The organism is Aeromonas sp. 2HA2, from assembly GCF_029237345.1.
GTDB lineage: Bacteria > Pseudomonadota > Gammaproteobacteria > Enterobacterales > Aeromonadaceae > Aeromonas > Aeromonas salmonicida.
Genome location: NZ_JAACGB010000001.1, coordinates 676,732 through 703,461 on the forward strand (window position 1 = coordinate 676,732; position 26,730 = coordinate 703,461).

At 58.5% G+C, this 26,730-nt stretch carries 27 protein-coding genes and 1 pseudogene; 10 read left to right on the top strand and 18 right to left on the bottom strand.

Going from position 1 to position 26,730, the window contains the following annotated elements:
* Positions 1-38: 38 nt before the first annotated feature.
* The 3 genes from greA to pomA all read right to left on the bottom strand — a co-directional run bounded on the left by greA (position 39) and on the right by pomA (position 2,339).
* The gene (gene greA / locus GWQ29_RS03105) at positions 39-515 is read right to left on the bottom strand and encodes a transcription elongation factor GreA (protein ID WP_005317553.1); all 477 of its coding nucleotides are present in this window, start codon (positions 513-515) and stop codon (positions 39-41) included.
* A 139-nt stretch (positions 516-654) separates the two neighbouring features.
* A complete protein-coding gene (locus tag GWQ29_RS03110) occupies positions 655-1,572 on the bottom strand; it encodes a flagellar motor protein MotB (protein ID WP_159167028.1) in 918 nt (305 codons plus the stop codon).
* An 8-nt stretch (positions 1,573-1,580) separates the two neighbouring features.
* On the bottom strand, positions 1,581-2,339 hold the full coding sequence (pomA, locus tag GWQ29_RS03115) for a flagellar motor protein PomA (RefSeq protein WP_111588456.1): 759 nt from the start codon (positions 2,337-2,339) through the stop codon (positions 1,581-1,583).
* A gap of 219 nt (positions 2,340-2,558) precedes the next feature.
* Here pomA and xseB point away from each other — a divergent pair, with 219 nt between their 5' ends.
* Genes xseB through dxs form a run of 3 tightly spaced genes read left to right on the top strand, consistent with a single transcriptional unit; the run spans position 2,559 to position 5,588 of the window.
* Complete coding sequence (gene xseB / locus GWQ29_RS03120) at positions 2,559-2,810, top strand: exodeoxyribonuclease VII small subunit (RefSeq protein ID WP_005317577.1); 252 nt, start codon at positions 2,559-2,561, stop codon at positions 2,808-2,810.
* Positions 2,811-3,701 (top strand): (2E,6E)-farnesyl diphosphate synthase, encoded by an 891-nt coding sequence (gene ispA / locus GWQ29_RS03125; RefSeq protein WP_265420919.1) that lies wholly within the window; start codon positions 2,811-2,813, stop codon positions 3,699-3,701.
* A 21-nt stretch (positions 3,702-3,722) separates the two neighbouring features.
* Positions 3,723-5,588, top strand: coding sequence for a 1-deoxy-D-xylulose-5-phosphate synthase (gene dxs / locus GWQ29_RS03130; RefSeq protein ID WP_275918735.1), 1,866 nt, complete (start codon positions 3,723-3,725; stop codon positions 5,586-5,588).
* Positions 5,589-5,661: 73 nt separating this feature from the next.
* Here the strand turns inward: dxs and GWQ29_RS03135 are convergent, their stop codons facing one another.
* The 15 genes from GWQ29_RS03135 to glyA form a co-directional block, all read right to left on the bottom strand.
* Positions 5,662-6,603: an ABC transporter permease gene (locus tag GWQ29_RS03135; RefSeq protein WP_059111414.1), complete on the bottom strand. Its 942-nt coding sequence runs from the start codon at positions 6,601-6,603 to the stop codon at positions 5,662-5,664.
* A 4-nt stretch (positions 6,604-6,607) separates the two neighbouring features.
* Positions 6,608-7,582 (bottom strand): ABC transporter permease, encoded by a 975-nt coding sequence (locus tag GWQ29_RS03140; RefSeq protein WP_005317584.1) that lies wholly within the window; start codon positions 7,580-7,582, stop codon positions 6,608-6,610.
* 101 nt (positions 7,583-7,683) lie between these two features.
* Positions 7,684-9,240 carry an ABC transporter substrate-binding protein gene (locus GWQ29_RS03145; protein ID WP_021138132.1) on the bottom strand — a complete coding sequence of 519 codons (1,557 nt, stop codon included), beginning with the start codon at positions 9,238-9,240 and terminating at the stop codon, positions 7,684-7,686.
* Positions 9,241-9,299: 59 nt separating this feature from the next.
* On the bottom strand, positions 9,300-11,024 hold the full coding sequence (locus tag GWQ29_RS03150) for an ABC transporter ATP-binding protein (protein ID WP_275918736.1): 1,725 nt from the start codon (positions 11,022-11,024) through the stop codon (positions 9,300-9,302).
* Between the two features lie 510 nt (positions 11,025-11,534).
* A complete protein-coding gene (locus GWQ29_RS03155; RefSeq protein ID WP_005317590.1) occupies positions 11,535-12,029 on the bottom strand; it encodes a phosphatidylglycerophosphatase A in 495 nt (164 codons plus the stop codon).
* Positions 12,026-12,985 (bottom strand): thiamine-phosphate kinase, encoded by a 960-nt coding sequence (thiL, locus tag GWQ29_RS03160; protein WP_125598235.1) that lies wholly within the window; start codon positions 12,983-12,985, stop codon positions 12,026-12,028. The genes GWQ29_RS03155 and thiL overlap by 4 nt, the downstream gene beginning before the upstream one ends.
* A gap of 101 nt (positions 12,986-13,086) precedes the next feature.
* Positions 13,087-13,500 (bottom strand): transcription antitermination factor NusB, encoded by a 414-nt coding sequence (gene nusB / locus GWQ29_RS03165; protein ID WP_005317593.1) that lies wholly within the window; start codon positions 13,498-13,500, stop codon positions 13,087-13,089.
* A gap of 14 nt (positions 13,501-13,514) precedes the next feature.
* Positions 13,515-13,985 (bottom strand): 6,7-dimethyl-8-ribityllumazine synthase, encoded by a 471-nt coding sequence (gene ribE / locus GWQ29_RS03170; protein ID WP_005317595.1) that lies wholly within the window; start codon positions 13,983-13,985, stop codon positions 13,515-13,517.
* A gap of 131 nt (positions 13,986-14,116) precedes the next feature.
* Positions 14,117-15,226, bottom strand: coding sequence for a bifunctional 3,4-dihydroxy-2-butanone-4-phosphate synthase/GTP cyclohydrolase II (gene ribBA, locus GWQ29_RS03175; RefSeq protein ID WP_058393749.1), 1,110 nt, complete (start codon positions 15,224-15,226; stop codon positions 14,117-14,119).
* Positions 15,227-15,369: 143 nt separating this feature from the next.
* Positions 15,370-16,023 carry a riboflavin synthase gene (locus tag GWQ29_RS03180; protein ID WP_058393748.1) on the bottom strand — a complete coding sequence of 218 codons (654 nt, stop codon included), beginning with the start codon at positions 16,021-16,023 and terminating at the stop codon, positions 15,370-15,372.
* Between the two features lie 55 nt (positions 16,024-16,078).
* The gene (gene ribD / locus GWQ29_RS03185; protein ID WP_275918737.1) at positions 16,079-17,188 is read right to left on the bottom strand and encodes a bifunctional diaminohydroxyphosphoribosylaminopyrimidine deaminase/5-amino-6-(5-phosphoribosylamino)uracil reductase RibD; all 1,110 of its coding nucleotides are present in this window, start codon (positions 17,186-17,188) and stop codon (positions 16,079-16,081) included.
* A 74-nt stretch (positions 17,189-17,262) separates the two neighbouring features.
* Positions 17,263-17,712 (bottom strand): transcriptional regulator NrdR, encoded by a 450-nt coding sequence (nrdR, locus tag GWQ29_RS03190; protein ID WP_005317604.1) that lies wholly within the window; start codon positions 17,710-17,712, stop codon positions 17,263-17,265.
* 133 nt (positions 17,713-17,845) lie between these two features.
* On the bottom strand, positions 17,846-18,178 hold the full coding sequence (locus GWQ29_RS03195; protein ID WP_275918738.1) for an NIPSNAP family protein: 333 nt from the start codon (positions 18,176-18,178) through the stop codon (positions 17,846-17,848).
* Positions 18,179-18,244: 66 nt separating this feature from the next.
* A complete protein-coding gene (locus tag GWQ29_RS03200) occupies positions 18,245-18,673 on the bottom strand; it encodes a hypothetical protein (RefSeq protein ID WP_275907439.1) in 429 nt (142 codons plus the stop codon).
* Between the two features lie 106 nt (positions 18,674-18,779).
* Positions 18,780-20,033: a serine hydroxymethyltransferase gene (gene glyA, locus GWQ29_RS03205; protein WP_111588446.1), complete on the bottom strand. Its 1,254-nt coding sequence runs from the start codon at positions 20,031-20,033 to the stop codon at positions 18,780-18,782.
* Positions 20,034-20,593: 560 nt separating this feature from the next.
* Between glyA and GWQ29_RS03210 the strand changes: the two genes are divergently transcribed.
* From GWQ29_RS03210 to GWQ29_RS03240, 7 genes and pseudogenes are all read left to right on the top strand, one after another.
* Positions 20,594-20,881: a hypothetical protein gene (locus tag GWQ29_RS03210; protein WP_021138124.1), complete on the top strand. Its 288-nt coding sequence runs from the start codon at positions 20,594-20,596 to the stop codon at positions 20,879-20,881.
* A gap of 44 nt (positions 20,882-20,925) precedes the next feature.
* A pseudogene (locus GWQ29_RS03215) lies at positions 20,926-21,048 on the top strand (ADP-ribosylglycohydrolase); the annotation flags it as partial.
* A gap of 149 nt (positions 21,049-21,197) precedes the next feature.
* A complete protein-coding gene (gene torD / locus GWQ29_RS03220) occupies positions 21,198-21,842 on the top strand; it encodes a molecular chaperone TorD (RefSeq protein ID WP_275918739.1) in 645 nt (214 codons plus the stop codon).
* Positions 21,843-21,846: 4 nt separating this feature from the next.
* Positions 21,847-22,215, top strand: coding sequence for a hypothetical protein (locus tag GWQ29_RS03225; RefSeq protein WP_005317625.1), 369 nt, complete (start codon positions 21,847-21,849; stop codon positions 22,213-22,215).
* Positions 22,216-22,386: 171 nt separating this feature from the next.
* Positions 22,387-23,526, top strand: a complete 1,140-nt coding sequence (locus tag GWQ29_RS03230; RefSeq protein WP_021138121.1) for a hypothetical protein — start codon at positions 22,387-22,389, stop codon at positions 23,524-23,526.
* On the top strand, positions 23,516-24,151 hold the full coding sequence (locus tag GWQ29_RS03235; RefSeq protein WP_275918740.1) for a hypothetical protein: 636 nt from the start codon (positions 23,516-23,518) through the stop codon (positions 24,149-24,151). The genes GWQ29_RS03230 and GWQ29_RS03235 overlap by 11 nt, the downstream gene beginning before the upstream one ends.
* A 124-nt stretch (positions 24,152-24,275) precedes the next feature.
* On the top strand, positions 24,276-26,726 hold the full coding sequence (locus GWQ29_RS03240) for an EAL domain-containing protein (protein ID WP_275918741.1): 2,451 nt from the start codon (positions 24,276-24,278) through the stop codon (positions 26,724-26,726).
* Positions 26,727-26,730 lie beyond the last annotated feature (4 nt).

The following is a 26,730-nucleotide window of genomic DNA, read 5'->3' on the forward strand; positions in this document are numbered from 1 at the left end:
GGGGAGCCGTGCTCCCCTGTTTCAGGCATCACCTCACATCAGAGGTAGGCGACGGCCAGGATCTCGTATTCCACATCGCCAGCCGGCGTCTTGACGATGACGACATCGTCCACTTCCTTGCCGATCAAGGCTCGGGCAATGGGCGAGTTCACGGAGATCATGTTCTGTTTGATGTCCGATTCGTCATCACCCACGATACGGTAGACCACTTCTTCTTCCGTCTCGCTCTTGAGCAGAGTCACGGTTGCACCGAAGATGACACGACCATTGTTGGCAATCTTGGTGACATCGATCACCTGGGCATTGGAGAGCTTGCTCTCAATTTCCTGAATGCGGCCTTCACAGAAGCCTTGCTGTTCACGGGCGGCATGGTATTCGGCGTTTTCTTTCAGATCGCCATGTTCACGGGCATCTGCAATCGCTTCGATTATCTGCGGACGAAGCTCGCTCTTCAGATAGTCGAGCTCTTCGCGCAGCTTTTCCGCGCCGCGAACAGTCATCGGAGTATGATTCATAGTCGAAACCTGGGTTGCTTGAAAAAGAGAAGCTGCGGCAATCAAAGAGAGCCGCAGCTATCGGTTCGGATGGGGCATCTTAATATGAAGCCAGCACAAAATCCATGTCAGTCCCTGCGAGCGGGATCGCGCTTTGCACTCAATTCTGCTTGGGCTCAGAGACGCCAATCGGGGCCGACACTGTCGGTTTGCCCTGCATGATGGAGATCTCCACTCGCCGGTTCATACGCCTATTGTCCGGATTGGTGTTGGGCACCAGGGGCTGGGAGTCGGCCATGCCTTGCACCACCAACCGTTTACCGTCAAAGCCAGGCACCTTGATCATCTGGTGAGCCACCGCCACCGCACGCTGGGATGAGAGATCCCAGTTCGATTGAAACAGCTCATTTTCGGTCGCTATGTTGTCGGTATGGCCCGACACGGTTATCTCGCCTGGCACATCTTTCAACAAGCTGGCGACTTTGCGAATAACCGGCCAGAACTGGGGTTGCAAGAAAGCCGAACCGGCCGGGAAGGCGGCTTTTTCACGGATCCGGATGATAATCTGCTGACCAAGGGCTTCCACCTCGATGGCACCATCTTGAATCTGGGCTTTCATCTGCTCGGCCAGCGCCTTGGCCAGTGCATTTGACTGCTCTTGCTGCTTCTGTGCTTCCTGCTGCTTTTGCGCCTCTTGCTGGGTATCGCCACCACTCAACTGCCCATCAGTCTTGTCATGCCCACCCGCCTGATCGGCGTCACCGGGCTGAAAATCAAGCTCCGTCTGGGTCATGTCGATGGTCTGCTGCATGATGGTATCGATAGGAGTCGGCTCGGGGCGACCCGGCCTGAACTCCTGGGCGATGACGGACGTTCCCTTGGGAATGTCCTTCACTTCCAGAATGCTCTGCACACCAAAAGCATTTCTCATAGAACCGGCGATCTGCTTGAACTTGAGTACATCCATTTCGGCAAAAGAGAGCAGCAGTACGAAGAAACACATCAGCAATGACATGAGATCGGCGAAGGTCCCCATGTATGCGGGAAGACCGGGAGGCGGACACTTGCATTTTGCCATGGTGCAGATTACTCCGTTGCCTGCTCACGCTTGGATTGATGCAGATAATTCTTGAGCAGGGACTCTATCACCCTGGGGTTCTGACCATCCTGGATCCCCATGATGGCATCGAGGATAAGCGAGCGACTGAGTCGTTCTTCCGAATTGCGCAAATCAAGCTTGTCCGCGATGGGAATGGCAAACATGTTGGCAAGGATGGCCCCATAAAGGGTGGTCAACAAGGCAACCGCCATGGCAGGCCCGATGGATTTGGGATCACTCATGTTGGAAAGCATGGCAACAAGCCCCACCAGAGTACCTATCATGCCCATGGCGGGGCCCAAGTCCCCCAGCGCCCGAAAGACCTTGATGGCATTGGTGTGCCGCTCCTCGGTGAGGTCTATGTCTTTTTCCATCACAGATCTCACCACGTCCGCATCATGACCATCGACCAGCATGTCGATCCCCTTTTTCATGAAGGTATTGGGGATCTCGGCAGCTTCCAGTGCAAGAAAGCCCCCTTTGCGAGCCGCATCGGCCAGCTCGACGGACTTGAGGATCAAGTCATCGAGTTTGTCGCCCTTGTACATGAAGGCCTTGCCAGCGACCTTGAATGCCATAAAAAACTGGCCGATGTTGAACTTCATCATGCCAATAAAAATTGAGCCCATAAAAGTGATCAGAATGGAGGGAACATCCACAAACATGCCGACGCCACCACCCAGCACCATGGCATAACCCACCACCCCAAAGCCGAGCACTATGCCTATCAGACTGCCTAGATCCACGTCCCTACTCCTGTCACCGGTTCTGATGTCTATGATAGTTTGTTGAATTTTCTGCTATTACGCACCAAGCGGCAAGGGCCACCATATTTTTCCTTACCCACAAGATGGCTTATTATCGGCCACTTTTCCGAGAGTTTAAGCCGACTGCGCTTTTCTGCCTCCCCCCTGTGCGTCGTCGATGTTAAGATAAGCCGTTTTTTTCAATCCCCGAGGATGAACATGGCCAGTAAGAAAATCGACCGCCTGAGTTTTGATGCCACTCTGGAAGAGCTGGAAACCATAGTTCATCAACTGGAACAAGGTTCCTTACCGCTGGAAGAGGCACTCAAGCAATTCGAACAGGGTGTCCATCTGGTACGGGCTGGGCAGCAGAAGCTGGAGCAGGCCGAACAGAAGATCCAGATCCTGCTGACTCAGGCCGATGGCACTGAGCAAGCGGTCCCCTTCCAGCCAGAGCAAGGAGAGGAATGAGTGACGCTGGACGATTTTTCCCGTCTGCATCGGCAACGTATTGACGACTGTCTGTCTGCACAACTTGAATCCTTGCCCGCCATGGCCCCGCGTCTGCGCGATGCCATGAGTTACGGCCTGCTGCTAGGCGGCAAGCGGGTGCGCCCTTTTTTAGTCTATGCCGTGGGTGAAATGCTGGGCGTCAAACGCGAGCTGCTGGACGGCCCTGCCGCAGCTGTGGAGTGCATCCATGCCTACTCGCTGCTGCACGACGATCTGCCCGCCATGGACAACGATGACTTGCGTCGTGGTCAACCGACAGTACACAAGGCATTTGATGAAGGCACCGCCATCCTGGCCGGTGATGCCTTGCAGACCCTGGCCTTCTCCATTCTGGCAGATCATCCCCTGCCCGACCGGCTTCTGGCCAACCGGGTACGTATGCTAAGCACCTTGGCCCGCGCCTCCGGCTACCTTGGCATGTGTGGCGGACAGGCACTGGATCTGCAGGCCGAAGGCCGCCAGATCAGCCTCCCCGAGCTGGAGCAGGTGCATCGCCACAAGACTGGCGCCCTGATCGAATGCGCCGTGGCCCTCGGAGCCCTGTGCAAGGCCGACGTAGACGACACCACACTGGCGGCACTGCAAGCCTATGCGGCAGCCATAGGGCTCGCTTTCCAGGTACAGGATGACATCCTCGACATCACAGGGGATACAGTGACACTGGGCAAGCCACAAGGCTCTGATCTGGCACAGGAAAAAAGTACCTATCCGGCCCTGCTCGGACTCGACAATGCCCGTGAGCTGGCTCGCGAACTGCACGGTAAAGCCTTAACAGCCTTGCAATCTTTGCCCTACAATACCGACATTCTGGAAGCGTTTGCCGATTACATCATTGAGCGAACCCACTAAACGCTGGATAACAGTAAAAATATGAGCGTTGATATAAGCAATTTCCCCAACCTGGCCCTCGCGGATACGCCGGTCGAGTTGCGATCCCTGCCCTACGAACGGCTGCCGCTGCTGTGCAACGAACTGCGTGAATATCTGCTGCGTTCGGTGAGTCGCTCCAGTGGTCATCTCGCCTCCGGGCTCGGCACCGTCGAGCTGACGGTAGCGCTGCACTACGTCTACAACACCCCGTTCGATCGCCTGGTGTGGGACGTGGGTCATCAGGCCTATCCCCACAAGATCCTGACCGGGCGTCGCGACCGGATGCAAAGCATTCGTCAGAAAGACGGCCTGCACCCCTTCCCCTGGCGCGGCGAGAGCGAGTATGACGTGCTCTCGGTCGGTCACTCCAGCACCTCCATAGGTGCGGCGCTCGGCATGGCCGTTGCCGCCGAGAGCGAGGGCCTGGGTCGCAAGGTGGTGGCAGTGATTGGTGACGGCGCCATCACCGCCGGCATGGCATTCGAGGCGCTCAATCACGCCGGCGATGTCCACAAGGACATGTTGGTGGTGCTCAACGACAACGAGATGTCCATCTCCGAGAATGTGGGGGCGCTGAACAACCATCTGGCCCGCATCATGTCTGGCAAGCTCTACACCACTATCCGCGAAGGCGGCAAGAAGGTGCTGGCGGGGCTGCCGCCGGTCAAGGAGCTGGCCAAACGGGCCGAAGAGCACCTCAAGGGCATGGTAGTACCCGGTACCCTGTTTGAGGAGTTCGGCTTCAACTACATAGGCCCCATCGACGGCCATGATATTGAGGCGCTGGTCGAGACCCTGCGCAACATGCGCAATCTCAAGGGCCCGCAGCTGCTGCACGTCAAGACCAAGAAGGGCAAGGGCTATGAGCCCGCAGAGAAAGACCCCATCGGTTATCACGGTGTGCCCAAGTTCGATCCGGACGAATGCACATTGCCCAAGGCGAGTGGCGGCAAGCCAAGCTTCTCCGCCATCTTCGGCCAGTGGCTGTGCGACATGGCGGCGAAAGACGAGAAGCTGGTCGGCATCACCCCCGCCATGCGCGAGGGCTCGGGGCTGGTCAAGTTCAGCCAGCAGTATCCGGATCGCTACTTCGATGTGGCTATCGCCGAACAGCATGCGGTCACCTTCGCCGCCGGCCTTGCCATCGCCGACAAGAAACCTGTGGTTGCCATCTACTCCAGCTTCCTGCAACGGGCCTATGACCAGGTGATCCATGATGTGGCGCTGCAGGCATTGCCGGTGCTGTTTGCCATCGACAGGGCTGGTCTGGTGGGTGCCGATGGGCCGACCCATCAGGGAGCATTCGACATCAGCTTCCTGCGCACCGTGCCCAACATGGTTGTCATGACCCCGTCCGACGAGAACGAGTGTCGCCAGATGCTCTACACCGGCTATCAGTGCAACCAGCCGGCTGCGGTGCGTTACCCCCGTGGCAGTGGCACAGGTATCGAGGTGCAGACCGAGATGCAGGCGCTCGAACTGGGCAAGGGCCGTGTCATTCGCGAGGGCAAAGGCACCGCCATACTGGCGTTCGGCACCCTGCTGCAGCAGGCCAGGGCTGCCGCCGAAGCGCTTGATGCCACCCTGGTGGACATGCGCTTCGTCAAGCCGATGGATGAGGCGCTGGTGCTGTCGCTTGCTGCCAGCCACGACCAGTTCGTGACCATAGAGGACAACGCCATCATGGGTGGCGCCGGCTCTGCGGTGAACGAGCTGCTGATGCGCAAAAAGCAGTGCAAGCCGGTGCTCAATCTGGGCCTGCCGGATCGCTTCGTGGAGCAAGGCACCCAGGAGGAGATCTATGCGCTGCTGGGACTCGACAGCACGGGCATTCAAGCCAGCATAGAGGCCTGGCTGTTGACCTGAACAGGCTCGTTGACGAGCAAATAAAGAAGGGCGCCTGATGGTGCCCTTCTTGTATTTTCACTTCTGACCAGAGTCAGCCCTTGTAGATCTTCGGGTTAAACACATCCCGCAGCCAGTCACCCAGCAGGTTGATGACCAGCACCAGCACCACCAGACAGATGCCGGGGAAGGCGGTGATCCACCAGGAGCCAGAGAAGATGTAGTTGAAGCCGACACTGATGAGCGAGCCCAGCGAAGGTTGATCCACCGGCATCCCCAATCCGAGAAAGGAGAGAGCCGCTTCGCTCATGATGGCGTTGGCCACCTGAACGGTGGAGATCACCAGAATGGGCGACAGGCAGTTCGGCAAAATGTGACGGAACATGATGCGCGGGGCACGGAACCCCATCACCTTGGCCGCTTCCACATACTCCTTCTTCTTCTCGGCAAGCACAGAGGCACGCACAGTCCGGGCATACTGGGGCCACTCGGCAATGCCGATGATCACCACCAGCATCAGGATGGCAAACTTGGAGTAGAACTCGGAGCCAAAGGTTGCCTGGAAGATGGCGGAGATGATGATGGCCACCATCATGGTGGAGAACGACAGCTGCACATCGGCAAAGCGCATCAGCAGATTGTCGATGCGGCCACCGAAGTAACCGGCGATCAGACCAATGACGATGCCGAGCACCAGTTGCAATCCCACCGCGAACAGGCCGATGGAGAGCGAGATGCGCGCACCATAGAGGATGGTGCTCCAGATATCGCGCCCCTGGTTGTCGGTGCCGAGCCAAAAGCGCTCTTCGCCACCATCCAGCCAGGAGGGTGGCAGCTCCGCATCCATCAGATCAAAACTGGTCTGGTCATAGACGTTGTGCGGTGCCAGCCAGGGCGCCAGCAGCGCCGCCAACACGAACACCACGAACACCGCAAAGCTGAACATGGCTACCTTGTCCCGCAGGAAGTAGTAGACAAAATCAGAGTTCTTGAATCGAGCCCAACGGCTTGGGCTCACAGTCACAGCGTTACTCATGCGCTTACCCCTTGGCGGTCAGGTTGACGGTCGGGTTGATGAACCCGTAGAGCAGGTCGACCAGGGTATTGGTCACCACGAAGATAAGTCCCACGAAGATGACGTAGGCGGTGATGAGCGGCGTATCCACTCTGTGGATCGCCTCAAGGAACAGGAAACCGGTTCCCGGCCATTGGAACACGCTCTCGGTCAGAATGGTGTAGGCCACCATGGTGCCGATCTGCACGCCACCGACGGTAATCACCGGCAGCATGGTGTTTTTCAGAGCGTGCTGGTAGTAGACCTTGTTGTTGTCCAGCCCCTTGGCACGGGCAAACTTCACGTACTCAGAGGAGAGCTGCTCCAGCATCTCGGAGCGTACCAGCCGGATAAACAGCGGCAGCATGATGGAGGAGAGGGACACAGCCGGCAGTATCAGGTGCAGGATACCGTCCCAGGTGAAGAAACCCGACTCCCAGCCCAGCACATTGGCGGTCTCGCCACGGCCATAGGCCGGCAACCAGCCAAGCTGGATGGAGAAGAGGTACATCAACATGATGGCGGTCAGGAACACAGGGATGGAGATACCTATGCTGCTCACGGCCATGATGATCTTGGTCAGGATGCTGCGCGGGCGGATCGCGGAATAGACCCCAAGCGGAATGGAGACCACTACTATGATCACGGCAGCGCCAAACACCAGCTCAAGGGTCGCTACCAGCTTGTCGAGGATCACCTCGAGGGCCGGTCGCTTGAAGAAATAGGAGGTGCCCAGATCCCCATGCACCGCATTTTTCAAGAAGCGGCTGTATTTGATGAGGAAAGGATCGTTGAGGCCCATCTTCTCGCGCAATTCGTGACGCTGGGCTTCGGAGACAGATTGTCCCACCAGCTCGCGCAACGGATCCCCCAGGTTGTCCTGGATGGAGAAGGCGACCAGGCTGATGACGAACATCACTATCACGGCCTGATAGAACCGTTTCAGCAGGAATGTAAACATGCTTGTCCTTCTACGTGGCCTGTGTCTTGGCACAGGCTTCTGTTAATGGCGGGGGTTACCACAGGCTGGCTTCCCCCGCTCAGTCCTTCCTTGCGACTCGCTTACTTGCCGACCACCAGATCGCCGAAGTAAGGGAAGTTCATTACGTTGACGATGGGCTTGATGTCGGCGTTTTTCTTGGCGCCATACGCCAGATTTTCCCAATGGAGCGGCACATAGGCAGCATCATCGATCAACATGGCTTCCACCTTTTGCAGCATGGCAGCACGCTTGGCCGGATCTGTCTCGGCGTTGGCATCCATCACCATCTTGTCAGCTTCTGCGTTGGCATAGCCGGCGCAGTTGTACTGACCCATGCCGGTTTCGGCATTCTTGGTAAAGGTCAGAAACTCGAAGAAGTTGGCCGTATCTTCGGTATCCGAGTGCCAGCCGATCAGCTGCATGTCTGCGGCGCACTTGTCAAACTCGGGCCAGTATTGCGCCACCGGCATGGTCTTCAGATCCACCTTGATGTTGATCTTGGCCAGCATGGCGGAGACTGCCTGGGCAATCTTGACGTCGTTGACGTAACGGGCGGCCGGGGAGATGAAGCTCATCTTGAAGCCCTGCTCGTAGCCCGCTTCCTTCATCAGCGCCTTGGCCTTGGTCAGGTCATATTGGGGTACCAGCGCTTCGTTGTGACCGGCATAGCCTTTCGGGCTCAGCTGACCAGCGGGGGTACCAAAACCCTTGTTGATCTTGTCGACGATGCCCACCTGGTTGATGGCGTAGTTGATCGCCTGACGCACGCGCTTGTCTTTGAGCGCCGGGTTGGTGCTCTGGTTCAGCTCTATGATGATGGCGCGAGTACCGGACAGAGTCACCAGCTGGGTGTCTTTGCCATTCTTGACCCGTTCCAGATCGTTCGGGGCAACCGGGTAGATGACATCCACGTCCCCGCCCAGCAGGGCGGCAACACGGGTCGCATCTTCCTTGATCGGCACCAGGGTCAGGTTGTCAACGTTGCCCTTGGAGCTCTTGTCCCAGTAGTTGGCGTTGCGGGTGTACTCCAGCTTGACGCCCTGCTCGCGGAACTTGACGCTGAACGGACCCGTACCCGAGACATTGGTGGATGCATAAGAGTCACCGTTCTTGACGATCTCGGCCTTGTCTTTGCCTGCTTCCGTCTTGCCGGTATAGAACTTGGAGTCCATCGGGAAGATATAAGTGACGGTCTGCAGCACCAGGGGATAGGGCTTGTCGGTGATGATATCAACGGTGAAATCATCCACCTTCTTGATGTCGGCGATGGGGTCGAAGATGGCCTTGAAGTCCACCGAGTCTTTCAAACGCTTGACGCTCCACACCACGTCATCGGCGGTGAAGTCGTTGCCGGAGTGGAACTTGACGCCCTTGCGCAGATGGAAGCGGACTGTCTTGTCGTCGATACGCTCAAACTTCTCGGCCAGGCGCGGCTCGAACTGCAGATCCTGAGTCCAGCGCATCAGGGGATCGAACACCAGGTGGGACATCTCCAGGGTCTGACCAGAGAGCTGCTCCTGGGGATCCAGCGAGGTCGGATCAGAGGCTACGGCGACCTTGATGTCGGCGGCAGAAACGTTAAAGGCGAGGCCGGCGGCGAACAGCGCCATGGCGATCTTGGATAATCCTTTCTTCATGTCTTTCTCCATGCTTTTGGCTTTCTTATTGACAGACAAACCGGCGAGCCGGTGCTTTCCTAGCTTGCGATTTCCAGCCCCTCACGGGACATTCCCTTGAATTCCGGCATGAGGGAAATCAGCTTGCGGCTGTACTCATGCTCGGCATTGGTAAACAATTTCTCGGTCTCGGCCACTTCCACCAGATGACCGTGCTGCATCACACCGATGCGATCGCACATCTGGCGGATAACCGGCAGATCGTGGCTGATGAACAACATGGTGAGCCCAAGCTCCTGCTGCAGATCCTTGAGCAAGTTGAGGATCTGGGCCTGTACCGACACATCCAGCGCCGAGGTGGGCTCGTCACAGATGAGGAAGCGCGGCCGGGTCGCCAGTGCTCTGGCGATGGAGATGCGCTGACGCTGACCACCGGAGAACTCGTGGGGATACTTGACCCCGGCACCACGGCCGAGCCCGACGTGATCGAGCAGATCGTTGACGATCCCCTCGATCTGGCTCTCGCTGCCCGCCAGCTTATGAAAGCGGATGGGCTCGGCGATGATGTCACGCACCTTCATGCGCGGGTTCATCGAGGAGTAAGGGTTCTGGAATACCATCTGCATCTGGCGGCGCAGGGGGCGACGCTCACGCTCGCTCTTTAGCGCGGTGAGATCGATCCCCTCGAAGAAGATCTTGCCGGTATCGGGCGGATAAAGCCCTGTAATGGCGCGGGCTATGGTGGATTTTCCGGAGCCCGACTCCCCCACCAGGCCGAAGGTCTCCCCTTCGAAGATCTCGAAGCTGATGTTGTTGCAAGCCCGCACGTACTGACGGCGGCTCGGGAAGATGGAATCCTTGGTGACAAACCTCAGGTCCACGTTCTCCACCCGCAGCAGGGCCCCTTCGTAAGCGCGCTCGTCCTGACTCTGACCGAGCCAGTGGGTCTTGAGATCGATATTGGTATCCGGCGCACTGGCATCCTCGATATAGGAGACCAGCGGGAAGCGCACCAGTTTGACGTCCGAGCGGGGCACAGCCGAGATGAGGCTGCGGGTATAAGGGTGATTGGGGCGGCCCAGTACCTGTTCAGTGGTACCGAACTCCACCAGATCGCCGCGGTACATGACAGCCACCTTGTCGGTCACGTTGGAAACCACGCCCATGTCGTGGGTCACCAGCATGCAGCCCACCTGGCGCTCTTTGCAGAGGTTGCGGATGAGCTGGAGGATCTGATCCTGAATGGAGACGTCGAGGGCCGTGGTCGGTTCATCGGCAATGATGAGCTCAGGATCGCAACTCAGGGCGATGGCGATAACGACCCGCTGACGCATGCCACCTGAGAACTGGTGCGGATACTGCTTGATGCGCAGCTCGGGCTGCGGGATCCCCACAGCCCCCATCAGCTCGAGGGCCTTGGCAAAAGCCGCATCGCGAGAGAGATCAGTATTGGCCAGAATGGTTTCCACCAACTGCTGTTCAACGGTGAACAAGGGGTTGAGGGAGGTCATGGGATCTTGAAAGATGAAACCGATGCGGGAACCACGGATGGCTCGCATCTCGTTCTGGCTCTTGCCGGAGATGAGTTCGCCGTTGAGATAGATGTCGCCACGGGCTATGCGACCCGGTGGGCTCAGCAGGTCGATGACGGCGTTGCCTATGGTGGATTTTCCGGCGCCAGATTCGCCTACCACACCGACGATCTCCCCTTTTTCGACACACAAAGAGAGATCTTTGACCGCGGCCAGCACCCCATAGCGGGAGGGGTACTCGATCCGCAAGTTTTTCACTTCGAGCAAGGACATGTTTACCTCTGCGGGGGACATCCGTCCCAAATAATTCGTCCGTAAATCAGCCGCAGATGCCGGTTTGCCTTGGTACTTATCTTGAGTGCTTGTTCTGAGTAAGAAACGCTCAATCCATGAGGCAGTTAAACCAGCGATCCGGGCGGTTTTTTTGCATTTTTTTGGAATAACCCGCGAGTAACTTAGACGGTTTAACCGCGAGTGTAAATGATCGGGTTATACAATTTCGCAATACTTTGCCTAGTCAGTGGTCATTTCAATAGTCATAAATGATGACTTATGTCACATAAGCAGACTATATGACCACCACCAATCATTTTTAGTGCTTTTACTTTCAACAAAGGCGCAACAGACGGGAATATTCACTATCAGCACAATAGCATTAAGCTTCGAATGAGTAGTGAATATTTATGTGAAATGATTTTTAAACGGCAGCATATGCCGGCGAATGAAAATTAAACAGTGGTATATAGGGGGATGCCAGCGTAGCCATCCCCCTGGCCGGGTAATTCAACCCAGCCAATATGCCAATAATTGCATACAAAGCAGGGCGAACAAACCGGCGATGAGATCGTCCAGCATGATGCCGAGTCCGCCGTGAATGCGGCGATCAAACCAGGAGATGGGCCAGGGCTTGAACACATCGAACAACCGGAACAGCACAAAGCCGGCCAGCACCCAGGTCCAGCCGGCTGGCGCCGCTATCATGGTCACGCCAAAGCCGATCACCTCATCCCAGACGATGGCGCCGTGATCCGGCATACCGATGGCGTCGGTGGCACTCTGGCAGATGCGAATACCCGCCACGAATCCCACCACCAGCAGGGCAATGAACCAGGGAGTGGAAAGCCCGCTCACCAGCAGGTACAGCGGTATGGCGGCCAGCGTCCCCATGGTACCAGGTGCCTTGGGAGAGAGACCTGAGCCAAACCCCACCGCCAGAAAATGGAGCGGGTTCTTCAGGTTCAGCCTTTTCAGCTCGGGCTTTATCATAAACAAGGTCATGCGAAGTGATCCCAGCCTTTCAATTGCAGCTCGACCGTTTGCTCGCCGCGGACATAGTCGATACCCGGCTCACCGGCCAAGATGCGGCCGATCCGGGTGAACTTGACGCCACAGTTGGCGAGTGCCGTGTCCAGCGCGCCGCGATACTCCTCGGGCACGGTGAAGCAGAGCTCGTAGTCATCGCCCCCGGCAAGCGCCAGCTGCCAGGCATCCAGCTCCGAGACCGCATCCTGCAGCACGGGCGAGAGGGGCAGCAGACCAAGGTCAATCTGGGCCCGCACCCCGGAGGCCTTGAGGATGTGACCGAGATCCGAGGAAAGCCCATCTGAAAGATCCAGCGCACTGCCCGCCAGCCCGCGCAGGGCCTGGCCGGCCAGAATACGGGGATGGGGATGATCGAGCCTGGGCAGCACGGCGGCCAGCTGGTTCTCGTTGAGGGTGCGCTTGCCAAGCAGATGGGAGAGCGCCAGGGCAGCATCCCCCAGTGTACCGGTCACATAGATGCCATCACCGGCCTTGGCGCCGCTGCGCATCAGGGCTCGGCCTGCGGGAACGGATCCCTTCACCGAGACTGTGATGGAAAGCGGCCCGCGGGTCATGTCACCGCCCACCAGCGCCACATTGTAGTATTCGGCCAACTCCAGAAAGCCTTCGGCAAAACCTGCGACCCAGCTCTCATTGATGGCGGGCAGGGTCAGCGCCAGGGAGACCCAGCGCGGCTCGGCCCCCATGGCGGCGAGATCGGACAAATTGACCGCCAGCGCCTTGTAGCCAAGATCCACCGGATCCATGTCTGGAAAGAAATGGACGCCGCTCACCAGGGTGTCTGTGCTCACCGCCAGCTGGGTATCCGCTGGCAGGGTCAGCAGGGCGCAATCATCTCCAGGGCCCATCACCACGTCCTTGCGGGCGTGGGGGATCTTGAAGTACTTATCAATCAGCTCAAATTCACCCATGCAATAAAAAGCCAGCGGTTAGGCTGGCTCCTCTCTTCAAAGCGGTTCACGATCTTGCTGCGAAGCCGTAAACACGCTCGTGATGCTGATGGACATCAGGATCAACGCTTGTTCAGCGTCTTGATCACCTTGTCCAGTACACCGTTGACAAACTTGTGGCTGTCATCGGCAGCAAAGGCCTTGGCCAGCTCGATCGCTTCGTTGATCACCACACGGGGCGGCACATCATCGCGACGGGTCAGCTCATAGGTCGCCAGACGCAGGATCGCCTTGTCCACCATGTCCACTTCTTCCAGCGGACGGGAGAGGAAAGGTGCAAACACCTTGTCCAGCTCGTTGCAGTGGAGGGCTACCCCGAACAGCAGATCGCGGAAATAGTTCAGGTCCACACCCTTGGTGTCCTGATCGATCTTGAACTGCTCTTCGATGTCGCCCACGTTGGCCCTGGTCATCTGCCACTGGTAGATGGCCTGGGTGGCGCAATGGCGGGCTTTACGGCGCTCGGACGGTTTCAATGTACTTCTCCTCGTTACACGTCCAGCTGTTTCAGGACGTTGATCATTTCGAGCGCGCTCAGTGCAGCCTCTGCACCCTTGTTACCCGCCTTGGTACCGGCTCGCTCGATGGCTTGTTCAATGTTTTCTGTGGTCAGCACGCCGAAGGCAACCGGAATTTCATATTCCATCATTACCTGGGCCATGCCCTTGCTGCTCTCGCTTGCCACCAGCTCGAAGTGATAGGTGCCGCCACGGATGACGGTGCCCAGCGCAACTATGGCATCGTATTGACCACTCTTGGCCAGCTTCTTGATAGCCAAGGGAATTTCGACGGCGCCCGGCACGCGTACCAGGGTGAGATTGCTGTCCTGGACTTGACCTTGACGCTTCAGTACGTCCACAGCACCGTCTACCAGGCTTTCGTTGATGAAGCTGTTGAAACGGGCAACGACAATAGCAACGCGCGCCTCAGGAGCGGCGATATTTCCTTCGATAACCTTCATTGGAAATCCTGTATCTGTGCAATCAAAAGGGGCCGGAGTCAAAAGTGCGCATATTCTAGCACAACAGACCCACGACAAAAACCATGGCCGCAACGGGCGGCCATGATCGCAATGTCATGCGGGCGACGTGCTTATTCGCCTACGTATTCCACCACTTCCAGGCCGAAACCGCCGAGGGCGTGGTATTTCTTCGGCGAGCTCAAGAGCCGCATCTTGCCAACCCCCAGGGTCTTGAGGATCTGGGAGCCGACACCGACCCGACGCGAAGTACCCTGCCACTTGGCTCCTTCCGGTTGCAGCCCCTTGTCGGCGGCCTCAAAGCCCTTGACCCGCGCCAGCAACTCGGCGCCGTGGGCCTCGGCCCCCAGGATCACCAGCACGCCGCCTTCCTGGGCGATGCGGGCCATGGATTTGGGCAAGGGCCAGCTGCGGGCGGCATGGCGGTCGGTCAACAGCAGATCGCTCAGCACATCGTGCAGGTGTACCCGCACCAGAGTGGGCTGGTCAGCCTGTATCTCACCCTTTTTCAGGGCGAAGTGAACCTGATTGTCGATGGTGTCGCGGAAAGTAATGAGGTCGAACTCCCCATATTCGGTAGGCAGTTTGCACTCGGCCACTTTCTCCACCGTGGTTTCGTGCTGGTTGCGGTACTCGATGAGGTCGGCGATGGTGCCAAGCTTGATGCCGTGCTGCTCGGCGAATACTTCCAGATCCGGACGACGGGCCATGGAGCCATCCTCGTTGAGGATCTCGACGATGACGGAAGCGGCCTCGTAACCGGCAAGACGGGCCAGATCGCAACCCGCTTCGGTGTGGCCGGCGCGGGTCAGCACGCCACCATCCTGGGCCATCAGCGGGAATATGTGGCCCGGCTGCACCAGGTCGGCGGCCTTGGCATCGGGCGCCACGGCGGCCTGTACTGTGACGGCGCGATCCGCCGCTGAAATACCTGTGGTCACCCCCTCGGCCGCTTCTATGGTCACGGTGAAGGCAGTGGAGAACTGGGCATTGTTGCGATCCACCATCAGCGGCAGCGCCAGCTGCTTGCAGCGATCCCGGGTCAAAGTCAGGCAGATGAGGCCACGGCCGTAACGGGCCATGAAGTTGATATCCTCCGGGCGGACACAGGAGGCGGCCATGATGAGGTCCCCTTCGTTCTCCCTGTCTTCGTCATCCATCAGGATCACCATCTTGCCAGCCTTGATATCGGCAATGATTTCCTGGGTTGTGCTCAGCGCCATGGGCTACTCCATCAACTTGCTTCGGGGATTGAGCCCGGAGGCTCACTTTGATACAGAATTATGTTGCTCTAGATGGGGGCTCTGGGCCCCATTTCAATCAGAGCGGGATCACAGAAAATCGTTTTGGTCAGCTGTTTCGCCACTTACAGGAAGCCGGACTGGGCCAGTTTCTCCAGAGTCAGGCTGGAGGTAGCAGCGTCCTGCGCCTTGCCTTGCATCAGCCGCTCCAGATAACGGGCTATCTGATCCACCTCGAGATTCACGTGATGACCCGGTTTCCAGCGAGCTATGGTGGTCTCCTGAGCGGTGTGCGGCACTATGGTGAGGCGAAACAAGTCCCCCTGCACGGCATTGACCGTCAGGCTGATGCCATCTACCGCGATCGACCCCTTCTCGGCGATGTAGCGGGAGAGTTCCGCCGGTGCCTTGATCCAGTATTCGATGGCGCGGCCGCTGCTGGACTTGCTCTTCACCTCACCCACCCCGTCCACATGACCGGAGACCAGATGGCCGCCAAGCCGGGAGGTCGGCATCAAGGCCTTCTCCAGATTGACGGGATCGCCGACTTTGGCCGCGGCGAAACCGGTACGAGACAGGGTTTCCAGCGACACATCGGCAGTGTAACTCTTGTCGCCAAGACCAATCACGGTCAGGCAGACGCCATTGGTGGCAATGGAGTCGCCCAGCTTGACGTCGCCAAAATCCAGCGTCGGCGCGTGGACTGTGAGCGCCATATCCTCGCCCTGGCGGCGCAGCGCGGCAAGGGTTCCCACCGCTTCGATAATTCCGGTAAACATGCAGATCACCTTGATGATGACGGGGCCGGTTCGGCCCCCGGTAACAATTGGAAAATCAGGCTATCCTGGAGGTGATGCGGATATCCTGTCCCACCAGCCGCACATCCTTGATGCAGAGCTTGGGCGCCTGGAAAAGACGGGTGAGCGCTGGCAGATGGAACAGGCCACGCCCCTCATCCCCCATCAGTTTCGGCGCCTGATAAAGCACCAGCTCATCCACCAGCCCCTTGTCCAGCAAGGCACCGCAAAGCCTGGCTCCGGCTTCCACCAGCACGGAATTGATGTTCCGCTTGGCCAGCAGCATAAAGAGGCTGACCAGATCCAGCTTGCCATCCAGCAGGGGCAGCTCCAGTTGCTGCACCCATTCAGGCCAGTCGCCAGCCGCCTTGTGACGGGCCAGCAAGACAGGGCAGGTGCTCTGGAACAGGGGCAAGTCCGGGGTCAGCCGGTTCTGGGAATCGACGATGACCCGCAGAGGCTGGCGCAGGGTCTCTTTGGGATAGCTGGCCTTGACCGAGGGGGGCAGCTCGTCCCAACGCACCGTCAGCGAGGCACCATCGGCCAGCACGGTTTCGGCGCTGGAGAGCACGGCGTCGTGACCGGCGCGCAGCCGCTGCACATCGGCACGGGCCAGGGGGCCCGTTATCCACTGACTCTCGCCGCTTGCCATGGCGGTGCGGCCATCGAGGCTGGCACCGAGTTTGACGGTCACCAGCGGGAAAGCGGTACGCATCCGCTTGAAGAAGCCCGGATTGAGCGCCTCGGCTTCACTCGACAGCAAGCCAAAATCGGTCTTGATGCCCGCTTCCGACAACATCCGCAGACCACGCCCGCCCACCTCGGGGTTGGGGTCGACCATGGCCGCCACCACCCGGGTCACCCCGGCCTTGATCAGCGCCTCGGCGCAAGGGGGGGTACGTCCATGATGGGAGCAGGGCTCCAGAGTCACATAAGCGGTCGCACCACGGGCTTCGTCACCGGCCTCATGCAGGGCATAGACCTCGGCATGGGGTTCTCCGGCTCGTTTGTGCCATCCCTCGCCGACCACAACGCCGGCTTTCACCAACACGGCGCCGACACAGGGATTGGGGGCCGTGGTATAGCGGCCGCGGCGGGCCAGTTCAAGGGCCCGATTCATCCATTGGTAATCATCTTGACTAAACATCTGGGCTCCCGTTCAAAGCGAGAAAATGGGCGTTGTAGGTTCGATTGGCGCAGCGTAACCGGACATTGGGAAGCTTATTTCTCCAGCTTGGCGATCTCTTCGCCGAACTCGCGGATGTCCTCGAAGCTGCGATAGACGGAGGCAAAACGGATATAGGCGACCTTGTCCAGGCTCTTGAGCTCATCCATCACCAGATTGCCCACCAGCTGGGAGGCGACTTCGCGCTCACCGGTGGCTCGCAGGCAGGACTTGATATGGTTGACCCCCTTCTCGATGGCTTCCATGCTCACGGGTCGCTTCTCCAGCGCCCGCAGGATGCCACCACGCAGCTTCTCTTCATTGAAGGGCTCGCGGGAGCCGTTGGACTTGATGACACGGGGCATCACCAGCTCGGCCATCTCGAAGGTGGTGAAGCGCTCGTGACAGAGCAGGCACTCACGACGGCGGCGTACCTGATGGCCCTCTGCCACCAGACGGGAATCGATCACCTTGGTATCAACCGCACTACAGAAAGGGCAATGCATCGGACCTCCGGCGTTAACAAACAGGGCACCTGACCACAGGGGCAGGATCTTGGCGGGCCAGTGTAGCACGGCCATCCAAAACCGGTAAAAGCCCAGAAAAACAATATGTCACCGTCTATATTCCTTAAACACTTCAGAGGGTGCGAAGTCCGTCTATGGCCGTTGCAGGCAAGCAGATGACGGTATTTGCATCCGCTTCGATCAGCGCAACAATGGCGTCTCTCGGGCCTTCTCGCCAAGCATCCGTTGCATAGAATGCCGCCTGGGAAGCGCTCAGATGCGCAAGATCATCGTATGCCCGCATCAGAAAATAGGCATCCGGATCATGCAGGGAGGGGCCGTGGCTCACCACGTCCATCCCCCATTTACGGTGCAGTGGCATGCTCTGCTCGGTCACCAGCGCATGAAACTCGGCGCGGCTCCCCGCCTTGAGCCGATAACTGCGGATTTCCAGCACTCTCTTCATCGCACTTTCTCCAGCTAAAAAATACCGCCAGCAAGGCGATATTTAACCATTCACTCAACCAGAAACTCAGTCGTCATAGGGCAAGTCTGCGGGGTCACAACCTGCATGGTCGGGTGCCGGATCTTGCGCAAACTGCACCGCATCAATGTGAGTGTGCCCCTCTATCAATGCCTTGCACACCCTGTGCATGCCATCCATGACCCGACCTGCACTATCCAGAATGATGGGATAGGCAAGGGAAGCACTGGCAATCAACTGACAATGCTCGGCTATGCTGCGCACCGTGGGTCTGGCCACGCCGTGTCCGTACCAGTGATCGGTATCCAGCTCGGCAATCTGTACCAATGGCACAGCTTGCACCGGCAAGCCTTGGCTCAACCGCACCAGACGCCGTACATCCCATGCCAGCAGCCCCTCCGGACTATCGCGAAAATGGTACTGGGCACGGATGGACACGATCAGATCGTCATCTGTGATACCGGGCTGGGCTGGCATTATGCCTCCTATGTCTGCACAAGCTCGGCGCCCATGGCGGGGCCGAGACAGAAAAAACAATGCCACCCGCAGGTGGCATTGGTCTCAAACCAGCATGGCTGGTGTATCAGGCATAAACCGGGAAACGACGGCAGATATCCAGCACCTTTTCGCGGGTGTTGGCCAGCACTTCGTCGTTGTCATGGTTGTCCAGCACGTCACAGATCCAGTTGGTCAGCTCAATGGACTCGGCTTCCTTGAAACCGCGGCGGGTGATGGCCGGGGTACCGATCCGCACACCTGAGGTGACGAACGGGGAACGCGGGTCGTTCGGCACAGAGTTCTTGTTGACTGTGATGTTGGCTTTGCCAAGAGCAGCATCGGCTTCTTTACCGGTCAGCTCACGGCCGATCAGATCAACCAGCATGAGATGGTTGTCGGTACCGCCAGAGACGATCTTGTAACCACGCTCGATGAAGGTCGCCGCCATGGCTTTGGCGTTCTTGACGACTTGAGCCTGATAGGTCTTGAACTCGGGCTCCAGCGCCTCTTTGAATGCCACGGCTTTACCGGCGATGACATGCATCAGCGGGCCACCCTGGCCGCCCGGGAAGACGGCTGAGTTCAGCTTCTTGTACAGATCTTCGTCGTCAGCGGCGGAGAGGATCAGACCACCACGGGGACCGGCCAGGGTCTTGTGGGTAGTGGAGGTAACCACGTGGGCGTGGGGCACCGGGTTCGGATAGACGCCAGCGGCAATCAGACCGGCTACGTGAGCCATGTCGACGAACAGCCAGGCACCAATCTTGTCGGCGATTTCACGCATGCGGGCCCAGTCGACGATACCTGAGTAGGCGGAGAAGCCACCTATCATCATCTTCGGCTTGTGCTCGACGGCCAGACGTTCCATTTCGTCATAGTCAATCTTGCCGGACTCATCGATACCGTAAGGAATGATGTTGTACAGCTTGCCGGAGAAGTTGACGGGGGAGCCGTGGGTCAGGTGACCACCATGGGCCAGGTTCATGCCCAGCACTGTGTCACCCGGCTGCAGCAGAGCCATGTAAACGGCGCTGTTGGCCTGGGAGCCGGAATGCGGCTGCACGTTGGCGTAAGTGGCACCAAACAGTTCCTTGGCGCGCTCGATGGCCAGGGTTTCAACCACGTCGACGTACTCGCAACCACCGTAGTAGCGCTTGGCCGGATAGCCTTCAGCGTACTTGTTGGTCAGCTGGGAGCCCTGGGCTTCCATGACGCGGGGGCTGGTGTAGTTCTCAGACGCGATCAGCTCGATGTGCTCTTCCTGACGACGGGTCTCGTCTGTGATGGCCTGCCACAATTGCGGATCATAATTGGCGATGGTCATGTCACGTTTCAACATCCGTTTCTCTCCTGAAAATCGTTTGCGCGTTAGGTGAAGTGGGCCCGCGCATTGTAACGTGAGCTGGATCAAAGAGACAGTCCAACCACCCAAAAAAATGTTTATAAAATGTAAAATGTGTCGCGAATTTCGAAGTCAGTGCAGGCTCTCCCCTTAGCCATAGCGCTGGCATTCGTGCTGACAATAGTGCTGGCGAATAATCCTCCCTCTGTCCATCCGTCCCCGATACCCATCACACCATAGCCCTGCCAGTAAACAGAAACCGGGACAACAAACAGCCAAAACCAGAGCCAGATCATGGATATAGCCGTTACTAACAGATAACATCTTTACACGGCACAGCGGTTGCACCGCCAATAGATGGAGGCAAAACATGCCGGGCAAGACCCTCGCCACGCTCCCGATGGATCTCGATTTGCACCTTCCCCTGGCACTGAGCTTTCGCCAGCCTGCCTGCCGACCGAACGCTGGCAGCAAGAATTTCCACTCGACACACCTGTTCCATGGCGGGTCAAGCCTCTCTCATCCTTCCTTGCATCACCTCAACACGGGGGTACACCATGATGGATAACCTGATGCTTTTTCTGATCATATCGGTATTTGCTGTTTTCTATTGGGTCTACTATACCGGCAGTCGCAAAAGCCCTTTCACCACCCAGTGGGAGACATTGCCCACCAAAGAGCAGTATCTGGCGGCGCATCCGGAGGCCATCGATGGCGATATCATCTTCTGCATTCACTGCGGCCATCATCAGCAACTGGATGTCGGCCTGCTGCACCAGACCGATTTTCGCCGCCAGCATATCTGCACCCGTTGCAAGAAGGCGATCTACCGCGAAGAGATCTGATATCTGATTCATCACCGTGAGATCCGCCAGCTCGCCAGGGCCGATTACGCCTAGGGATCCTCGACCAGGCTCAGAGCCAGCGACCCGGCTTCCACATCTTCGTGGGCTCCAAAGCGCCCCGGCACGAAATAGCCGATAGGCTGCCTCAGTTCAAGACCCGCCCCTCTGAGTTGCCATCAATACGCCCTGAAAACGTCGCCATCGGCGGCGTTTTTTCTGGCTTGTTCGCCGAATTGTCACCTATGGGTTAACTTTTCTGCCAAAGCCGTTAGAATCGGGCTCACTCTGTTTCCCGCTTGCCATCCACGGAGGAAAAATGCAGGAATTTCTGGCCACTAGCGAACGTCGGGCCGAACTTTACTGGTGGTTCGCCACCCTGTTTAGCGCCGAGCTCAGCGATGAACAGATCGCCGAATACGACAGCTACGATGTGCGAAGCTTCCTGAAGAGCCTCTCCACGCTGGATCCCATGCGCCCGGCCGTCACCGAGCTCAATGAGGCCATCGCCCGCCTGCTGGTGCGTGACGAGCGCGCCACTGCCCTGGCGGCCGACTTCAAGGGCCTGTTTCTGGCCGATACGGCCGTTCAACCTTATGAATCCGCCCATCTGGATGCCTCATCCCTCGGCCGCATGCAGCAACGACTGGTGCGCCTTGCCATCGATGTCAGTGCCAAATACCCGCAGCCTGTCGATCACCTTGGGGTCGAACTGGATCTGATGGGCAACCTCATCATACGTGCCGCCGAAGCCCTCAGTGCCGATCAGCGTGAACAGTGGCTAGGCGAGCAGGAAGCCTTGCTGCATGGCCATCTGCTGGCCTGGTTCCCCTATTTCGAAGCCGCTTGCCGCGCCGCCGATCCCTTCGGTTTCTACGGCGCCAGTGCTCGCTTGCTGGGTGTATTCCTCACCATGGATGCCAACTACCTCAGCCTGGTCAAACCGGCATCCTCCGCCGACTGAGCCGATGAAAACCGCCCTGCTACTGATCGCCTGCTGGCTGCTGACCCTGATCCCGCAGGATCAGGGTCTGACGCCGCTCTTCAGCTTGCTGTTCAATCCGGACAGAGATCTGTATGGCACGGCCCAGCTCACCGGTTTCGGCGGCATACTCTTGACCCTCTATCTCGCCAACCTGGGGGTGGAGGTGGTGCTTCGCCGCCGTTTTCAGATAGCCGGCATGCTGACCCTGCTGGTCGCCTGGATAGGCTTTATCAATGCCAGCGGCAGTGAAGCCCACTGGCTCTTGCTACTTGCCCTCTCCCTGCCCTTTCATGTGCTCGGCCTGCTGGTGCTGACGCGCGGCATTCAGGCATTCGGCCGTCAGAAAGGCTGAAAAACCACCAAAAGTATTACAAATCATGACAGCAGGATCCCCGCATTCCCCGTCCCAGCAAGGTCGGCGTGGTGGGGGCCGGTAACATCTGCTTACATTCAGCTCCCATTCAGTTTTGTTGCAACCGTTATAGTGCGGCTCCTTTTTACCAACCGACACAGGAGCAACAGCATGCCTCCACAGGATGCGCGCATCACGGGTCTCGATCTGTTGCGAGGGCTTGTCATCTTCATGGCCGTCTTCGAGCACTACACCGGCTACCTCAACTACTGGTACATCGACTTTTTCAACCGTGAACATGCCCTCTGGGACAGCTTCTATCTGTCACACAAGGCGATGGCCGGCCACCTGCTGCCCATGGATAACACCACGGCACAGGTCTCGGCCTGGCTTATCCCCTGGGTGAGCCAGATCTACCTGGCCCTGGCGGCCTTCAACCTGAGCCGTCGCAGCCAGGAGCGTTTCAGACCACAACTGGGCGGCAAGCTGGTGCTGTTTGCCAGCATCATACTGATGCTCTATGTCGAAGGGCTGGTCATAGCCCCCAACTTCGGCGAGGCCATCTCCTTCTATCCTGTCATGCTGTGGATGTGCCTGCTGGCACTCTTCTCTCTGGTTTACGCCTGGTTCGGCATCCGCGGCATGCTGGTACTGACAGTCCTCAGCCTGCTGCTGGATCAATTCGGCGTGCAGACCCTGCTTGGCAATATCGACAGCTGGATGAAGCTGCACGTGCACCCCGACTATGAGCTGGATGCCCGCCTCGATCTCTTCATGGCCAGCGGCTGCTTCGGTTTCCTGTACGGCTGGTGCTGGCATCAGCGCCCCCAGTGGCGGGATCGCCTCAATGGCCTGGTACTCACCCTCTCCCTCATCGCCCTCGTTATCTATCTTGCGTTTGGCGAGAGCAGTTCGGTCGAACTCAGTGACATCTACGCCAACGAGCACGAGCTGGCGCTGGACATGACGGGACGCGCCGGGATCTGGGGCATGGAGTTTCTGGTGATCGGGGCCGTACTCTGGCTGCATCAGCGCAACATCAACCTGTGCTGGCGACCGCTCAACTGGATCGGCATGTATTCGCTGACCGTCTTCATCTTCCACAAGAGTATCTTCGTGCACCTGTGGGGCCCCTTGCTGCTGTGGTGGACTGCCCGCCAAGGCACCATTCTGCCCAACAGCTTCGGCCTTATCATGCTGCTCAGTGCCACCAGCGTGCTACTCATCTATGCCTTCCAGCGCTCCGGCATCATCTGCCACCTGATGGGCATGCATCAGGACAGAGACTGGGTGCGGCTCTATGGCAAGTAGTCGCTGGCTGCTGCTGACCCTGCCACTCGCGCTGCCCTTGTCGGCCAAGGAGCAGGATAACCTGTGGCAGGTGGGCGGCCAGTGGCAACTCGACAGCAATCAGGCCGGGGTCAAGGCTGACGCCAGCGCCCACTTCTGGCTCGCCTATGAGCGAGAAACCATGGTCGGCCTGATCTTTGCCGATGGACAGAGCGCCGGGCTGGCCTTGCCGCTCTACAAGCAGAGCTTCCTCGCACTGGGGGTCAGTCCCATGCAGGTGGTGGATCGCACCCGTTTCAGTGCGCTCTGGCGCCTCGGCTGGCAACTGGACGAGGATCATCAGCTGAGCCTGGGTCAGCTCTATGATGTGACCGGTCGCTATGGCCATACCTGGTATATGGAACACAGCCTGCCACTGCCGGCAGCCCTCTCCCTCAATCTCTGGCTGACGCGAGGCAGCCAGGCTCACATGGCGGCCTATGGTGCCAGCGAGGGGTGGCGGGATTGGGGCGTCACGCTGGAGCGCAGCTGGGGCTGGCAACAGTGGCGACTGGGCACAGAAGTTGGCGCCAAACAGTGGCTCATCAAGGATCGCGATTGGCAACCCGTGGTGAACCTGACCCTAAGCTATCGCTTCAGCTGGTAACCATCACTTCAACCGGCAACACAACCAGATAGGGGGCAAATGCAGCCCTCTCTCTTCCCTCCAAAGCGCTTCATGCCATACTGACAACACCTTAAATGACAAGAAAGTCAATTCAGGAGCCGTCATGCAGGAAGAGACATCCGAATCCATGCCAGATCCGCCAACGCCGGGTCAAATGAATCCAAGCGAGCTGCAACAGCTGTTTGAGCTGGCGCCGTTCGGCATAGGCGTGTTCGACCGCTACTTTCGCTGCCGCAGCGTCAACCAGACGCTGGCCGATATCAACGGCCTCTCCCGGGAAGATCACTACGGCAAATACCTGCGTGACATAGTGCCGACGCTGGCCCCTGTGCTGGAACCCCTGTTTCAACAGATCATCAGCAGCGGCATTCCCCAGGTGGAATTGAGCCTGAGCGGCCAGACGGAGGCCCATCAGGGCCAGCAACGACGCTGGCAGGCAATCTACAGCCCCATGCTGGATGAACAGGGCACTCCTGACGGCATACTGACCATAGTGCGGGATGTCACCGAACAGTATGAAGTGCAGCAACGGCTGCAACTGGCCATGAATGCAGGCCAGATTGGCGTCTGGGAGTGGCATGTGGCCGAAGACAGGTTGCAATTTGATGGCCAGGTGGAACGCCTGCTCGGCACGGCCGCCAACCAGTTTCAGGGGGGAATGGATAGCTTCATCAAGCGCTTCGATCCCGTGTCGGGGGAGCAGCTCAGAACCGCCCTCAACGGCACGGCCCCCCTTCACCTGACGTTAAGCTACCTGGGGCCCAACCAGATGCGAGGCTGGGTCGATCTCCATGCCGATCATGTGGCCGCCACCGACACTCAGGGACGCCGCATCATGGGGGTGATCCACGATGCAACCGATCGCTGCAATCAGGAAGACAAGCTGCGCCAGGCCAATGTGGTCTTCGACACCACGGCAGAAGGCATCATCATCATGGATGGGCAGCGCCAGATCATTTCGGTCAACCCGGCTTTCTGCAACATGACCCAGTACGAACCGGACGAGATAGTGGGCAAGTCACCGGAAGCCATCATGCATCCCCGTCGCCATACCGACATTGACTACCCCTGGCACACCCTGCTGCCCGGCAGCCACGCCTGGCACGGGGAGATGATGTGTCTGCGCAAGGATGGCGACTACTTCACCTCCTGGCAGCATGTCAGCGCCGTCTATGACAGCCGCCACAACACGGCCCACTATGTGATCACCTTCTCCGACATCAGCGCCATTCGCAAGGCAGAGGCGCAGCTCAATCACCTCGCCTATCACGATCCTCTGACCGAACTTGGCAACCGCAACCTGTTGCAGGAGCGGCTCGAACTGGAAATCAAGACGGCCCAGCTCAATCGGCAGCAACTCGCCCTGCTGTTCATCGACCTCGACGGTTTCAAACTGATCAATGACAACCTGGGCCACAGGGCGGGGGACCAACTGCTCAAGCTGCTGGCCGGGCGCATCCGCCAAAGCCTGCGTCACAACGATGTTGCCATTCGGCTAGGTGGAGATGAATTCCTGGTGCTGATCCCCTATTTCGAACAACAGGATGAGCTGGCACAGCTCGCCGAACAGCTGCTGGCACGTCTGCGCGAGCCGGTCGAACTGGAACACGAGCAGGTCGCCATCTCCGCCAGCATAGGCATAGCCCTCTACCCTGAGCACGCCCGGAGCCCGGACGCCCTGGTCAGTGCCGCCGACAACGCCATGTACGAAGCCAAAAGCCAGGGCCGCAACGGCTATCTGTTTTACAGTCCCGACATGGCCGAACAGACACGGGAACGGATGAGCATGGAGCAGGGACTGCTCAAGGCCATTGATCAGCATCAGCTCTGCATCCTGTATCAACCCATGACGGATCTGGCCAATAACCGCCTGAGTGGGCTGGAAGCCCTGTTGCGCTGGCAACATCCCAGCGAAGGCATGATAGCGCCAGCCCGCTTCATACCGGTGGCAGAGGAGTGTGGTTTGATAGAACAGATTGGGGAGTGGGTAATGCGCACCGCTTGCCAGCAGGGACAGGCATGGCTGACGGCCGGGCTGGCCGTGCCACGGCTCTCGGTCAATGTGTCGGTAAGGGAGATGCGCGCCATTGGCTATGTGGAGCGGGTCGCGGCCATCCTGGCGGAGACCGGCTTCCCGGCGGAGCGGCTGGAGATAGAGGTGACGGAAAGCATCATACAGCGAGTCGACCATAGCTTGCAGCTGTTCACCCGCCTCAAGGCGCTGGGGGTGCAGATTGCCATCGATGACTTCGGCACCGGCTTCTCATCCCTGAGCTTGCTCAAAAGCCTGCCCATCGATCGCATCAAGATAGATCAAACCTTCGTGCAGGCTCTGCCCGATGACAAGCACAGTCGGGAGCTGTGCCGCACCATCATCAACCTGGCCGACAGCCTGGGCATGGCGGTCACCGCCGAGGGGATCGAGACCCAGGCCCAGCGCCAGTTTCTGCAATCCCTGCACTGTCAGGAGGGACAGGGCTACCTGTTCAGCCACCCCTTGACCGAACCCCATCTGGCTGCCCAGCTGACTCCCCGCAAGGGAGTCTGGTGCTGAAGCC